9 protein-coding genes and 2 pseudogenes are annotated in these 15,179 nt (G+C 55.0%); 4 read left to right on the forward strand and 7 right to left on the reverse strand.

Annotated elements, in window-relative coordinates:
• From ACOZ32_RS00075 to ACOZ32_RS00085, 3 genes are all read right to left on the reverse strand, one after another.
• Positions 1 to 1,195, reverse strand: a 1,195-nt coding sequence (locus ACOZ32_RS00075) for an ATP-binding protein (protein WP_424334755.1), incomplete at its 3' end; no start/stop codon positions are given.
• A gap of 125 nt (positions 1,196 to 1,320) precedes the next feature.
• Entirely contained in the window at positions 1,321 to 1,695 is a 375-nt protein-coding gene (locus tag ACOZ32_RS00080; RefSeq protein WP_188872923.1) for a hypothetical protein, read from the reverse strand.
• A complete protein-coding gene (locus ACOZ32_RS00085) occupies positions 1,692 to 2,645 on the reverse strand; it encodes a ParA family protein (protein WP_188872924.1) in 954 nt (317 codons plus the stop codon). The genes ACOZ32_RS00080 and ACOZ32_RS00085 overlap by 4 nt, the downstream gene beginning before the upstream one ends.
• A 508-nt stretch (positions 2,646 to 3,153) precedes the next feature.
• Here ACOZ32_RS00085 and ACOZ32_RS00090 point away from each other — a divergent pair.
• Positions 3,154 to 4,497, forward strand: a complete 1,344-nt coding sequence (locus ACOZ32_RS00090; RefSeq protein WP_382217744.1) for an IS4 family transposase — start codon at positions 3,154 to 3,156, stop codon at positions 4,495 to 4,497.
• 154 nt (positions 4,498 to 4,651) lie between these two features.
• Here ACOZ32_RS00090 and ACOZ32_RS00095 read toward each other — a convergent pair.
• Positions 4,652 to 4,807 (reverse strand): annotated as a pseudogene (locus ACOZ32_RS00095) (IS701 family transposase); the annotation flags it as partial.
• A gap of 242 nt (positions 4,808 to 5,049) precedes the next feature.
• Here ACOZ32_RS00095 and ACOZ32_RS00100 point away from each other — a divergent pair.
• Positions 5,050 to 6,156, forward strand: coding sequence for an IS630 family transposase (locus tag ACOZ32_RS00100; protein WP_211086653.1), 1,107 nt, complete (start codon positions 5,050 to 5,052; stop codon positions 6,154 to 6,156).
• A 5-nt stretch (positions 6,157 to 6,161) separates the two neighbouring features.
• On the opposite strand, the pseudogene ACOZ32_RS00105 reads toward ACOZ32_RS00100, so the two are convergent.
• Positions 6,162 to 7,142: pseudogene (locus tag ACOZ32_RS00105) on the reverse strand (IS701 family transposase); the annotation flags it as partial.
• 114 nt (positions 7,143 to 7,256) lie between these two features.
• On the opposite strand from ACOZ32_RS00105, the gene ACOZ32_RS00110 reads away from it, so the two are divergent.
• Together ACOZ32_RS00110 and ACOZ32_RS00115 are read left to right on the forward strand one after the other, a co-directional pair.
• Positions 7,257 to 7,427 carry a hypothetical protein gene (locus ACOZ32_RS00110; protein WP_424334756.1) on the forward strand — a complete coding sequence of 57 codons (171 nt, stop codon included), beginning with the start codon at positions 7,257 to 7,259 and terminating at the stop codon, positions 7,425 to 7,427.
• A gap of 693 nt (positions 7,428 to 8,120) precedes the next feature.
• A complete protein-coding gene (locus tag ACOZ32_RS00115) occupies positions 8,121 to 11,156 on the forward strand; it encodes a plasmid replication protein RepH (RefSeq protein WP_424334757.1) in 3,036 nt (1,011 codons plus the stop codon).
• A 22-nt stretch (positions 11,157 to 11,178) separates the two neighbouring features.
• Here ACOZ32_RS00115 and ACOZ32_RS00120 read toward each other — a convergent pair whose 3' ends face one another.
• Together ACOZ32_RS00120 and ACOZ32_RS00125 are read right to left on the reverse strand one after the other, a co-directional pair.
• Positions 11,179 to 11,400 carry a hypothetical protein gene (locus ACOZ32_RS00120; protein ID WP_285254679.1) on the reverse strand — a complete coding sequence of 74 codons (222 nt, stop codon included), beginning with the start codon at positions 11,398 to 11,400 and terminating at the stop codon, positions 11,179 to 11,181.
• 3 nt (positions 11,401 to 11,403) lie between these two features.
• Positions 11,404 to 15,042 carry an Eco57I restriction-modification methylase domain-containing protein gene (locus ACOZ32_RS00125; RefSeq protein ID WP_285254680.1) on the reverse strand — a complete coding sequence of 1,213 codons (3,639 nt, stop codon included), beginning with the start codon at positions 15,040 to 15,042 and terminating at the stop codon, positions 11,404 to 11,406.
• Between the last annotated feature and the right edge of the window lie 137 nt (positions 15,043 to 15,179).

The raw sequence follows: 15,179 nt of genomic DNA on the forward strand, positions 1-15,179 counted from the left end.
ATTTTGCCTCACCGACGAGGAGTGTCGCTCCATTCGTCGGCGCAACGATGTCGATCTCGCTTCCGCTCCCATCCCACCAGTTCCCGGGCTCCTCTACGAAACGATACTCGTCACCGAATGCGTATAAGACAGCACGCTGGCATAACTGTTCGAACGTCCCACTGACGAAGTCTGGCAGTTCTGGGTCGATGAGGTCGATATAAGCGTCCTCACCATATACCTCGTACCGCGCTGTCCGCCCATAGACGAATCTGAACCAGAACCGGAATAATGGATCTGTAATCGTATACCGGCCTTTCCGGCTTCGATCTGGGTCGACGGTGACCGGGTAGTCTCGTTCAATAATGCGCAAGTCATTCAGTCGGTTGAGATAATAGCCGACACTACTATTACTGATTCCGGCACCCTGGGCGACTTCGTTCTTGACTCGGTTTCCTTCCGCAAGCGACTTTAATATCGCAAAATACCGGTCAACTTCGTCCAGTTCTCGGTGGAGCACGTTTTCAGGCTCCTCGTGGAGCCCTCCATCACGCCGTAACAGCGTTCTCGTGACGTTCTCCTCAAGTGTCTCGTGATCTTCGACGGCTCGCAAATACTCTGGCGTCCCGCCGAAGACACCGTAGGTCATCACCTGTTCAACGGGGGAATAATCAGCGAAAAACGACATCGCCGCCTCAAAGTGAAGTGGGCCAACTTCGATTTCCCCGTTCGGGTTCTTGGCGACGCGACCGTACAACGGCGCTGTTCCTTCAAGCGCATACTCATGCATCATTCCGATAGCGGACCCGGTCAGCACGAAGGTCGTTGCAGTTTTCTCAGCGGTATGGTCCCAGACGCGCTGCAAGATCGATGGGAGTGCGTCCGTTTGCTCAACAAGATACGGAAACTCGTCGACGATGATGACTGCATCCTGCTCGGCAAGAAATTCGAAGAGCGGTTCCCACTCTTCACGGATCCGCGTGATCCCTGGATACACCTCGGCAGCGTCGTTGATGAACGAGGAAATCTGCTGGTCTGCAGTCCCTCTAGTCGCCTGGTAGTAGACGGCGTCGTTGCGGTCTCGGATCGACTCGATTGCGAGCGTCGTTTTCCCCATTCGCCGTCGTCCCCAAACTACCGCCAGTGCTGCCGTATCGCTCTCGTAGAGTTTCTCGAGGCGTTTCAGTTCCCGTTTCCGGTTTACAAATCCAGTCATGGTGCTCACTTTGAGGGGGGCACGTAAAACTGTTCCTCTAAAGGAGTTTGAACTAACTTAGTTTAGACTAACGTATCTTCGGCACCCATAAACGAGTTCTTGATGCTGTAGTATTCCAATATCAGTTAGTTATCGGGGTCAAGCCCGCGTCCTTCCATAATTAACTCTCCGAGGCGCTCGGGATTCTCGATAGCCATTCGATAGAGCGCATCATGGATTTCGCGCGTCTCAACATTCTTGACGCCTCGTGTGACGAGAAACGGCTGCACCTCGGCCGTATCAATCTGCTGGAATTTTTCGAGAATATCCTCGCGCGGGTACGTTGAATACTGACGAACGTCTTCCGTTCCAAATGGTGGCTCTTCCTTCGGATCCACCACTTCCTCGCTAGTGGTGTCCTCTACTGACGGTTCTGTCTGCTCCACGTCTTCGACTGACTCCTGGTCGGCCGGATCGTCGTCTGCATCTTCTGCGCTTTCCCCAAGGTCAAATCCACTCATGCCTGAATCCCTCCATTCTCGACGATATCAGCAAGCGTTTCGAAATGTGCTAACTGCGCGTTCTCTGGGTTGTACGCTGTCAGCGGCTGGCGTTCCTCGTAGGCGTCCCCGAACTCGCCGGAATGCCGAATCCCTGGCTTGAGATGGAGATCACCGTTATCGATCTGTTCCCACTGGTCGGGCGTAATTCGTGCGAACGGCGGGATGTGTTCGTCCAGAACTGTCTCAACGTCGACGCCGTCATGAAGTTCGGGCTGGCTGCCCGTCCAGTCGGCACGGCGGCCAGCTTCAAGGTAGGCAGCAAAGGTAGGGTCAGTGTTCATCGCCTCAAGCAGGTTGCGATCCTTCGTCCGCTGGTCGATTCGCTGTGAGAGATTGTTCGGTATAGTCGCTAGAATCTCGAAATCGAAGGCTTGCCGAATATCCATCACGAGCTTCTTTGAGGTTTCTCGCAGGCCGTTCAACGCTTCTGGAGCCGGCATAAGCGGGAGAATCGCATTTGGTGCGCCGACGACAGCGTTGTTTACGAGCTTGTTTCGCGAACCCGGGACGTCAAAGAGGATATAATCGTAGTCATTTCCAAGCAATGGGTCGACGAGCTCGTTTTTGAGTTTCATATCGCTCGCGAACACGTCGTCGCGGGCGAGATCGTCATTGACGCGTTCAAGGTTAAGTGCGGGAACGAAGTCGAAGCCGTAACCAGGATGCTTGATTATTTGTTGAGGGTCGGTTTCATTGAGGAGGACGTCTCCGAGGTCGGCTTTATCTTCGTCTTCGCGCGTATAGTAGCCAAGTCCGGTGGAGAGGTGGCCTGCTGGGTCAAGGTCTGCGACGAGGACGTTGTGACCTCGGTTGCCGAGAACGCCGCCAAGCGTGTTCGCACAGATTGATTTGCCGAATCCACCTTTGAGCATCGCAAATGATACGGCGCGTGGTGTTGGCCCGTTCATCGTGATAATTTCTATAATTCACACCATCTTAAAACCTTGCGCGACCTTGAGAGATTGTATAATTTCTATAAAGTATAAGATGTAGAGGAGAGATGTGGATGTTGAATCCAGTATATGCATTTCGGGAATTTTGTAAACCATGCAGATTTTAGAATTTTTGTAGTTTCCAAGATTTTCAAAAATTATAGGAATTTCTAAGATGCTACGATGATTAGAGCGGAAGATGGTGGCTCACAGAAGACCGATATATCGGACAAGGGTTGCCTGATACGAGGGAGTGAGGTACCACGGGTGGGGTGGGCCGTGGCTTCGCCGTAGTCTCTGGCACGAGGGCGCGACACAGGCCCGGCGCACCGCGTCGTATCCCGGAATGGGGTGCGCGGGTTTTGCGAGGCTGATAACGTGGGTTCCATCTCACAGCATCCGTTCTAGTTTAGTGGAGAAATACCACGCTATCTGCTGATTGGAGACCGTCGCAACTACCTGTCTGAGAAACCCGGTGGGAGTTATGCCCTACTCACCACCGGATTCGGTGATTGTTGAGCGGATTCAAAGAGCGTTTCCCTCTGACGAGTTGCGCGAGCGCGCTCGCGCAACGAGTCTCGTTGAACGTGAGCGGAAGTTCGACATCGTTGCACTGTTCTACACGCTCTCGTTCGGTTTCGCTGCTGGATCAGACCGCTCTCTCCAGGCGTTTCTCGAACGCTACGTCGAAATGGCTGACTGCGACGAACTCTCTTATGCGGCGTTCCACGACTGGTTCGAACCAGGATTTGTCGCCTTGCTTCGAGAGATTCTCGATGACGCCATCGAGAATCTCGACACCGGACGAGCCGACTTGAACGGGCGTCTCGAACGCTTTCGAGACGTCCTCATTGCCGACGCAACCATCGTTTCGCTGTACCAAGACGCCGCTGATATCTACACAGCAACCGGCGACGATCAAGCCGAGCTGAAACTCCACCTCACCGAATCTCTCTCAACTGGCCTTCCGACACGATTCCGCACAACCGACGGAACAACTCACGAACGGAGTCAGCTACCCACCGGCGAGTGGGTAGCTGACGCCCTCATCCTCCTTGATTTAGGCTTCTACGATTTCTGGTTGTTCGACCGAATCGACCAGAACGGCGGCTGGTTCGTCTCGCGTGTCAAGGACAACGCGAACTTCGAGATCGTCGAAGAACTGCGAACGTGGCGGGGCAACAGTATCCCGCTGGAAGGAGAGTCGCTGCAGGCCGTCCTTGACGACCTGCAGCGACAGGAAATCGACATCCGCATCACGCTCTCATTCGAGCGCAAACGAGGGTCGGGCGCCAGCGCGACCCGGACGTTCCGGTTGGTCGGCCTACGTAACGAGGAGAGCGAAGAGTACCATCTCTACTTGACGAATCTCGGTAAAGACGACTATAGCGCGCCCGATATCGCGCAGCTCTATCGGGCGCGCTGGGAGGTCGAACTGCTGTTCAAGGAGTTGAAGTCGCGGTTCGGCTTGGACGAAATCAACACGACCGACGCCTACATCATCGAGGCGCTGATCATCATGGCGGCGATTTCGTTGATGATGAGTCGTGTAATCGTAGATGAGTTGCGGACGCTCGAAGCAAGACAGCAAGAGGCCGAAGCCGCCGCAGACGCCGACTCGTCGGCGTCGCGGCTCCCTCGCCGTCGCTGTTCGCTAGCCGTCGAACGCCACGCTCATCTGATCCAACTGTATCTCATGATCGAGTTAGGCTACGAACTGCCGGATTTGGACGACCTGTTGCTGTGGGCGTCACAAAATCCAAATCCACACAGAGATCGGTTACGTGAACGGGTTGAACGAGGTGAGTTCGGCTTTGACCGCCACTAAACTAGAACGAATGCATCTCACAGTAGGGCGTCCAGATAGTTGAAAACAGGGACGCAGCCGAGCCCACGCGCTTCACCCCCGCCCCACCGTGGGCGGGGAACTCCCGCTGTCTCTCCTTCAGATTAAGTATAGTGCCCAAACCCGTCTTACTAACTCAGCTTTGCACGTTAGCGTCGGCGGTTGAGTGAACGAAGAGGTGGTCGATCTCTTCCATGAGGTCATCGACGCCACGATCATCGTTGTCTCGAACCCACGAGAGGAGATTGTACACGGTTTCTTTCAGGGAGTGTTCGAGGTTCGCTCGAAGCGATTAGTAGTTCACAGAAGTTTTGGGTACTCCACGTGCCAGAGATAAGGTAGAAATCCGTTCTTCGACTGAGTCCTCATCCCGGTTCACCCAGAAGTTTCGTTGATCACTAGACGCTTTCGAGCGAACCGTCCCCAAGGCGCTCGACTCAGGATCAAGACGAACGAGACTGTAGGCAGCCATCAGAAGGTGCCAGTGCATAGTGGTTCACAGAAGATTTAGGTGTATTCTGAGTTGGTAGGGCAATGACAGGACGAGAGAAAGAGATCGTCCGTCACCTCAGTGAGGACGATCTCGACCGCTTGCTCACACAGACAGATGACGAGAAGGTGAGTAAGCGACTCATCTTCATCAAACGGCTGTACAAGGGCGCATCACTCGAAGATGCAGCCGACGATGTCGGGATGTCCCAATCAACCGGGAGTCGCTGGGCCAGGCTCTGGAATAAGGGCGGTCTCGGACTTCTGACCCCGAGCTTCGGGGGCGGGCGGCCCCCGAAGCTCGACGAGGAACAACGAGAGCGGCTCCTTGACCTGCTCGAAGAGGGCGAACCCTGGAAGAAGCAGGAGATTCAGCACCTCATCAACGAAGAGTTCGATGTCGAGTACCATCCGAACTATCTGCCGCGACTCCTGTCTGATCTCGGCCTCTCGTACGCGATTCCGCGTACCGAGAGGCCAGACCGGCCAGAGAACGCCGACGAAATCCTCGACGAACGCGTTGCCGACGCGTTCGCCGAGGATGAGAAAAACGAGCCCCACAACAAACAGCCAGAAGACGACGAAGATGAAGACTGGACGGTTGATGACGATATCCGGACAGATGGCGGCACGACAGTCGGTTTCTTCGATATCTCGCATCCGCAACCGTGGGACAATTCTCAGCGGCTCTACACAGTGAACGAGCCGACGATTACCCGGCCGCTGGTGAAAATCGATACACCAGCGGCCGGGTTCTATGCGCTCAACGGCGAGAGTGTTCTCCAATTCCCGCCGAATCAGGAGAAAGAGCAGATCTGTGCGTGTCTCGAAGCGATCCGCGAGCAGAATCCGGGCGAGCGGATTCTGCTCGTCTTGGATAACTTCTCGTCACACATCTGTGCGTACACGCGCAAACGCGCCCACGAACTCGGGATCGACCTCATCTTTCTGCCTGTGGGCTCGCCGCATCTCAACCCGATTGAACCCGTCTGGAAGAGTCTCAAATGGGAGTCTTCGCCCCTGATCGTGGAGGGCGCGGCCGAATACCGCGCCCTCCTCGATGAGATCTTCACGAAGCTGACCGACCAGCTGAGTTTCGCAGGCTCGTGGATCGAAAATCACCTCGACGGATTCATTCAGAAGTTGCGTTAGTCACTACGACTGGCACCTTCATCGGTCTGCATCTCGCAGTCTCCTAGGCCGAGATCCTGCTTCGAGTCCTCGAAGAACGTCTCGATGCGCCATCGCATTCCGTAGGAGCGAATCACGTGCTCGGTCGGGGCGTCGATTTTGTTCGTAGCGAGGTACTTGACCGGGTTCTCTTCGTCTTCGTCGGTCTCCTTCTCGGCGATGACCAGCTTCACGTCTCCCAGCTGGGAGACGGGAAGCTTCTTCGTCCAGATGTGGTAGGTGTCGTCATCGACATCGCGCTCAACCGTGTCGATGCGCTCTGCAAGCGCATCGACGCGGATCTCTTCGCCACCATAGGTCACCTGTCGATTGCTCCGGAGCGGGCCGATCCAGTCCTTGTCGTAGGATTCGATGTGTTCGGGAAGGCCAGAGTCGTGAGCGAACCACGAGTCGAAGAGGTAGGTGTCCGCAGGCACACCTACCTCTTCTTCGAGTTCGGTAACGATCTCTCGGGCTAGATCGTATTTGGTATCGTGGTCATCGTCCTCGTCGTCTTGCTGTTCGTAGAGGCGGAAAGTGAGCGGATAGGCGGTTTTGTCGTCAGCGTAGAACGCGTAGATGAGGTCTTGGCCCCAGACAGTGTCGCCTTCAGCGTGATCGTAGAAGCGGCCGACGCCGGGGACTTCGTCCCCGGCTTTCTCGGTGATGGTGTCGTCGAGGATGATGTAGCCATCCTGTGACCAGCGCGTTTCACCGTGTTTCTGAAGCTCTTCGAGGCGTTCGTGGTTGAACTCCTGTTCGTCCCAGTCGTACTCGGTGAGGAACTTGTTGAGAGCGCGTTTCCCCTGAGCTGGAAGGACTTCGCGTGCGATACCCGCCACGGTCTTGTTGCTGGCCGCAACAAGACCGGTGGCGTAGGTTTTCGCATGATGACGTTGTGCTGGTGACAGCGACTCGAACTCGTCGAACACGCGCGTACACGACAAGAAGTCCGTAATCGGCATCATCCGTCCTTGCCACCGCCTACGTCACGCTCCTACTTCAACGTGCAAAGCTGAGTTACTAAGTAGAACTCAATCCTACACAGTAATACTATATGTGAGGGGAGCTTACAGACTCATATGAGCGATTCAGAATCGGTCACAACTACAGTTACAGCTGGCCCCCCGAAATACCAGGTGACAATTCCAAAGGAAGTGCGCCAAGGTCTGGACTTAGAAGGGGAAAGAGCCCTACTCGAAATTAATGTTAGTCTTGTAAAGATCCTTGACGAGAAAGGAGGTGGCAAGTAGAACTGTCACTAACCACGGTGAAGAACCAGGGGCGGGCCAACGCCCCCAGAATTGGACTCCCAGTGGGCCAGGGTGTCCGTGATCAGTTCTTCGCCACCGAGCGCATTAGGAGTTTCGTCCCCCGACGCGACTCGGAAGTAAATCCTCGTGGAAAGACTGATCTGAAGTCTACAAACACTGGAAACCCCACCCCATTACACAATCATTTAAGTCGGTCCGACTCACAAGACGAAGCAACAGCTAGGAAAACGCAACTCACCAGAAGAAGCGGGTGCCTGAACACCTCCTGCTTCTTCCCGAACCGGCTTAAGCGTTTGCCTTCGGAGAGCCGCTGCTCTGTCCCTCTCGCCACTAAGCCGGCAGGTCGAGCTTGTCCCAGCTACCCAGAGAGATGCACATCCAAAACCAGGACCACCGCGATAGAAAGCGTCCCCAGTAACTCCACCACTACGCTATAGTCATGACTCACAAGCACAGTTTCAAACGACAATCCGGGTCCGATGCTACCAGGCCTCGCCCCGGATGTCGTTTTGCAGTATCGCTGAAGCGGACCAGCGGAGCCGGCCCTCAACACGGATGGAGCGGTATTATCAGCACGCTCCTATCCACAATGTGGACGCGAGGGGTCAAATTGGTTTCGGGACCCTCGCATTCTGCCGGCTTCCACGCAGTCCGCATCTCTCCACGGACTGCATGCACACGCCTAATCAACAACAGGGAATCCGGAAGATCGTTCCAGAAGGGAACCTCTCTACTGCTGGAATTACCATCACCGAGGTCACCCCACAGGTGACGGAGTGGATGCCTGACCTCCTCGAGGAATCTGCTGCTCACGGAGTGTTCAGTCGGTTCGAGAATTCATCCGCGCAAGAAGACCCCGGAGTCCTCGCGCACGCACGATACAACACCGTCCTATCGCCGTCTTCAGAGAGGAAACCCTGGGGTTCGACCATCAAGAGATGGCGCTCCACAACGGATATTTGGAGTGATGCAGAGGCTGAAGCGGTTGAATACGTAGAATCACTTGTCGAGTTCGCAGTCAAATATTCTGACGTTGACGAAGATGATCTCGACGAACTTTCGGAGTATCACCAGCAGCGGTGCAAATCGCTTAAACAGACTCTCACTACGATCAGTACCGGACGTGGCCCTCTCAACGCTGGCCTTGAAACCTTTACCAAGGGACCCGTACGACTCCACGATGAGCTCGATGACGCACCGCAACCGATCACGCTTGTCCTTGATGGCGAGTCGTGGTCAAAACTCGACGATAGAGGAACAGGTATCCGAGCACTTGCAGCTATCGCCGTGCTCGGCTCCACCTTCGACGTCCGCCTGGTTATTTCACCAGCGTTAGACGCCGCGATTGAGCGACGGTATCCAGACTGGTATCACGCCCATCTCCGTCTTACTGAAACCCGTGAGACCTCCTCTGTAGAATCAGCGGGTGGCGACAGACAACCATCGGCGGAGCAGCTCGAGGAAGCATGGGAAGCAATACAGACCTTACCAGAAGAATCGGGGAGACTCCGTCTGCTTGGGAACCTCCCTATAGAGGGATCTCGAGACTATCGTGATCTCAAGCAGGATGATGAAATCAACGTGGAAGCAGGGACTGTCGGCCGTTACATCCTCGATCTGGAAGAATTAGGGCTTGTGGATATCGACCGTCGTGGGCAATACAACAGTGCGTCCCTCACCGGCTTAGGACAGGTTGCTGTTGAGCAGTATGTCACCACGGACTACCGGGTGATCCACCCGGCCCAATCGACGTTGGAAACGCATCTTACGCCGACCCCTCAGCCCCAAGCAAGTACAGTGTATCCCGCGCAGATGAACACGAGGGAGGGGAATCAACCTGGGACAGCGGAGGATTGGATAGCTGCGACAGGCAGTCCTAGTGAGGGTGCTGACTACGTTCAATGGCTCGATGGGCCGTCTGGTGTTCTCGACGCTTGGGGGATGCATCAACGGTATCTTGCTGGACGTCGAGATCGGGGTGTCACCCTAGTTGATGACCAGATCGAGCGTTTTGAGGATGGTCGCGTGTCGTACCTCAGTTGCTTCGATGATGATCTCTTCGTGGCCACTCAGTGGGGTGGCCCCCTCCCTACCCTGGGACGTCTTGCGGGAACCTTACTCAGCGACAAGGCACTAAGCAAGGTTCTCACACCATCACGCCTCGGTTCCGAGTTCGAAGAAATCGATAACTCGGTTGTTGAGAAACTCGATAGAGAAGCCGGAGAAATCATCCGCTGGGGACATCAGATCGGATGGTTCGGTGAAGACGAAGAAGACTATGACGGCTGGCGTGACCGCATTGGAACCGTCCGCAGTCTGTGTTTGAAACAGGTTGGTGAACTCACGAACAGCGACGACATCGAAGCTCGAACTGAATTAATCCGTGATCTGCACGGTCTCATTGCCTCAGCGACACAGCTGTACTACGCAGCCGGTGTCGATGTCACAATCAACATCCGAGTCCCTGACACGGGAATGCTCATCAGTGATGAGCGTCGTCTCAATGACTTCCTCGACTTCGCTCGTTACACCGTTCCAAAACAGTCCGTGTATGGGATTCACTCCGGGTACAGAATGCTCCTGGAGGACCGCCCGGACAAACTGAAACGTCGTCTTCCGTACGACGTGGACGATGCTGACTCGACGATGCACCTGACGGCGTCGTGGGTTTTCTCAGGACCGACGATGACCGATCTTCACGGCGACATCGAGCGTGCCATCGATCAAGAGGCGAACGAACTCCGTGAAGCGATTGCGAACGGACGAGAGTCAGCACCAGTAATGGAGATTCCCGTACGGCTTGGGAATTCCTATTCCGCGGTCCGTGATCTTGTCGAGGAATACGCTTCGGCGAAGAGCTACCAGGTGGCTCACAAAGGGGATATTCACGAAGGGAAACAGGATCTCGAACGGCTCGTCAGATTGTTCCTCCGTGTCCTTGGAACGGAAGATCGCCCACACCGGGCGTGTCCTCATGACGTGGCTGAGGCCATGCTCCACATTGCCCAATCCACCCAGAGTTACGATTTCCTCACTGTCCGAGACATCTCATACGGACTGTCGAATCTCCCCACGAAACGTCTCTTGCCCGAACTCCCTCCAACGGCGACTAAACTCCTCAAAACACTGCTTGACGCTGATGACCCGATGGGTCGGTCTGAGATCATTGACACCGCCGAGATTTCCGAAAGTAGCTACGACCGCTACATCAACGAACTCTCCGCTTGGGACATTATCGAACCACGCGAAATCGAGGGACGCCGCCGGTGGGAGGCACACTTAGAGCCGTGGTGGACACCGCAGAGTGATCGGGACGAACCCTTTGCCGACCCTGACCCAGACACGGGCATCCTTCATGCTGAATTCCCACGTGATGTCGCCAGTGCAGTAATGTGCCACCTCATCACCCATTACGACTTACCTGCCCTCGAAACAACGTACATCGAGGGAATCCAACCGGGAGATGATCTTCAATCTCTCTTCGATAGTCATGATCGGCTCAGACGATGGTGGCCATTCCTTTGGGGTGCGTTCGCCGGTTCGGACGAGCTTGATCAAGGGCCGGCTGGCATACGTGTCTCGGACTTGACCGTGGTCCGTCTCGGTCACCAACCAAGACCTGACACGTCGCAATCCAGCCTCCAGGATGATCTAGAACAAACTACCCCAGAGAACCGGCCTGGCCAGACATCCCCGGGATTGGACTAATGATTGCGGTTCATACCGTCGGTTAGCGCGGACGAACGTCTCTCCCTCGGAACCACATCTCCATGCCGGTGTCGCCGAGTTCCACGAGGTACTCCACGCTATCGATAGCCCTGCCGGTCTCCTTCGCAGCGTCATCAGTTCGGACCTGTCGGACAACTCCTTCACGTCCGTGGTATGGTTCGTGGTCGAGGTCAGTGGTGTCTGGGATATCGATGCGGACTCGGTCGCCGGGTTCGAACCGCATCCTCTACGTACGAACCTTCGCTTCTAGGACGTTCTCTGGTGTTTCAGCCCGTTCCTCGATTACCTCTCGGTGTTCGTCACTAAACCCATACAGGTCGTACACCGCGCCATTAAGCGTTTCTTCCAGCGCTGCTGCTTCCTCCACGGCGTCCTCCCGCAACTGCTGCGATTCACGGAACTCATCGATAACCGTCAATAACCCATCCTCGGTCTTTGGCACGTCCATCGACCGAAGATCGGAGATCAACTCCACCTCGAACGCTTGCAGCAGCGCCGCGAATGCATCTGCCGCCGCTTCAGACACGAACGATACCTCATTTTGCACGTTCAACCGAATGGTTGCCCCGTCAATCGCCGGCGAGACCTCACCACTTTCGTCCCCGAGATCCATCGCGTCGATGTATCCTGCGAACGATAGGCTAGAGGTTTCCACACCAGATACACGCTCGTACAGTAATTCGGGGTTTTCCGAGAGATTTCTCGCTTCTTGCACGTCTTTTGCCAGAGTACGGAGTTGGTTCGCCGTCTCACGTACGATCTGCACCGACTCCTCGTCTTTCTTTTCACTTTCAGGATCAGGAATCGGTATCTCCATCAGATAGCTGGTAATGTACCGTAAGTAGTCACCTCCGTACTGTGGTGCTGTCCGTCGCATGTAGAACTGTACGGCGTTGCTGTTGAGCACTCCGACAAGGTAGTCCCCCGGGAGTTCATCACTGAACATGACGTAAGTGCTGTTGAGCGAGTAGAACTCCCCGTTCTCATCGTGGAAGAAGTTGTTGTAGTAGCAGATGTCCGGAGTGATTACCTTCTCGGTGTCAAACACACCGGGGCGGTATTCTGCGAGTTCGTACCACTCGCGGCGGTTATCAGTGACGCAGTACCGCTCTTCGAGCGCATCGCGGTTATCCTGAAGGTACTCTCTCGCGCCCGGGAGTTCCTCAAGATTCGTTTCAGGCGTGGTGTAGAGGATATACTTGTCGAGTGCTTGCGTATACCACCGCGTTACGTCTCGTCCACCGAGCGTCGGGTGAACGACCTCGTCCTCAATATCGTATTCATCGATGGTCGCTTGATCGAGAACGAAGATGTCGTTCGCGCCAGTTTGAACTCCGTTATTCGCTACTGCACCGTCGTACTCACCGAACTCTCTCGCGTCTCCCTCCATCGATTCGAGGATTTCGTGTTCGTCCTTGGGTACGAACTGCCATTCATCGGCGTCAAGCAACATCGAGGCGTTGATCGGGTAGACCTGCAGCGGCGGCTGGTCTAAATCTGCGCTCGGGGCAATCCCTTGTAGGCGGTCGAGCACTTCCTCCTCACCCGGAGGTTTCGCTCCTGGTTCGTCGGGCACACTCGCCCTGATGATCTCAGCTATTTTCCCACCCTCTTTCTCGCGTTCTTGGGCTGGGGTGAGATCCTCATCCGCGCTCGTGAGAGCGGTTTGCGTTATCTCTGGGAGTCGCTCAGTGACGCTGGCATAGGTGAATGAGTAGTCCTTCGGGAGTCGGTAGTCGCTGCGCAAACTGGACCCTTGGTCCTTTGAGATGCGCTTTCCAGTGAGAATCATCGGGTAAGCGAGCACGCCCTCGAACACGCTCACATCACCGAAGTTGATGATCTCCTGCAATTCGTAGTGCTGCAGGATGTAGTCCTGAATCTTCGCTCCGTATCGGTTCTCAGTAAACTTGTTCGAGACGATGAACCCCAGTTTCCCATCTTCCGCCAGCCATTCCGCCGCGCGCTCGATGAACAGGATATAGATGTCGTAGTTATAGTGCGCAGTATCGTAGTCGTCGTATTCCTCTCGTGCTGGACCTTTCGGGAGGTTCTGAATACGAACGTACGGTGGGTTCCCGACTACGAATCCGTAGTCCTCTCGCTCCTTAATTTGTGAGGCGCGCCGGCGTTCTTCGCGGTACTGGCGTTGAATCGCTGAACTCTGTAGCGTCGCTAAACTCTCTTTTGCCTCATCCCGTAGGCTGTCGGTACGGTAGATCTGGAATCTGTCGAGGGTGTAGTCCGGGTCCTCGTCCTTGACGTCCTTGTACAGGTCGATGACCTGGAACAGGAGATTGAGTTCTGCAATGTGACAGGCGAACGGGTTCAGATCGAGACCGTGGATGCGCTGTTGAACGATTTCGATTGCGTCACGCGGTGGTACCCCTTTCTGGTCGAGCCTGTCGAGTAGTCGGCCGGCAGCTCGAACGAGGAATGTTCCGGACCCGCATGCGGGGTCTATGAGGTCGTACTCTTCGCGTTCGAGTTGCTTGTCAGCGGTGTACCCGACGCTGTCGAGAATCAGGTCAACAACAGCAGTTGGGGTGTAGAACTCGCCGAGTGCTTTCCGCTCCTCTGGTGGAAGGTGTTCTTGATATAGGTGGCCGAGAACGTCCCTATCCACGTTCTCGAAGTTATAGTGATTCAGGTGCCAGAGGGTACGCTGAAGCACGTCATCGAGGTTACTGCTGAACTCAGACTGTATCCCCCAGTCGAACAGGCGACGGGAGTAGAGATAGTCATAGACCTCGCTGAGTTCTTCGCTAGCGGTTTCGAACAGGTCGATGTAGTCGCGCGAAACGTATCGAGAGAAGTCGTCCCAGAAGTCGAAGTAACGGTGTACACCGCCGTTCGAAACCATAGCGTTGACGAGGTCTTTGTCCTCGGCGATTCGGATGAGGAGAATTTTGTTGAGCTGAACGTACACCGATTCGCGGCAGAACACCTCTTTGTTCTCGGCATCATCGTTGTCCTGGCGGTTCGAGAGCTGCACCCACGTCTCGTAGTCCGAGTGGAAGCGTTGGTAGACCTCGTACTCGTCTTCGAGCTCTGCGAGCTTGGTACGGAGCGTCGCTACTTCCGAGTCGTCGTGATCGAACTCTTCCAGTTGCTCAATCTGGTTTTCTAAGTCGCGGCGTTCACGTTCGAATTCCTCGTAGCGTTCTTCGAATTCGTCAAACGCAGAGAGCGTGTACGGGAGAAGGTAGTCTTCGAGACAGAGTCGGAGGGAATCGATGAGGTTGTCGAACCCGGTGTCGGTATCGACATCCTGTCTGCTGTTGAGCGTGAAGTTCTCGTATCGTTCAGGGTTAGTAACTTCCTCGCGTCGGAGCTGGTAGAGCTGCTTGATCTCTTGGCGCTCATCGAGCGTGAGTTCGCTGTTGATGGCGCTCCCGCTTGCTCGGTTGCAGATTCCTTCGAAGGGTACGTCGGCGACTTTGCGCGCGGAGACACCGTGGTGTGTGACGGCGTTTTCGTTACCAGCATCACACCGTTCGTATACTATGAACTGGTCGATGTTCGTGGAGATAAGGTAGCGGGCGTAGGGTGTTTCTGAGGCGTAGCGGAAGACCTGGTCGATGCCGTTCTCGACATCAACATCGCGGCGTTTTCCTTCGACAATGATGGCTGGGTTCCTATCGTCGTCGTAGAATCGAACATCGTTCCAATCGTCTTCTTGAGTGTAGTCGCTTTTCTCCCAATCGAGTGCGTTTATGAAGAGGTGGTCCACGAGCCGAGGCATTAGGTCGTGTTCGGCTCGTTCCCCATCTTGAATCTCGTCGTAGAGGTCAAGGAATTCATTGACGACGGTGTCAACGAATTCATCTTGACCAACGGCGGGTGTAGGTGGGGCGTCTGCCATATTCAGATATCGGTGATTCAGTCTACCCGTACTTAAAACATCTTAGTGGCATTAATCACCGCCTTACATCTGAATCAAATCACTATTAACATTCTAACGTCGGCTGTGGGATCTGCGGGGGAGCGGTGTTGCTAAGT

Origin of the sequence: Halobacterium sp. MBLA0001, from assembly GCF_049705385.1 — an archaeon.
Classification (GTDB): Archaea; Halobacteriota; Halobacteria; order Halobacteriales; family Halobacteriaceae; genus Halobacterium; species Halobacterium salinarum.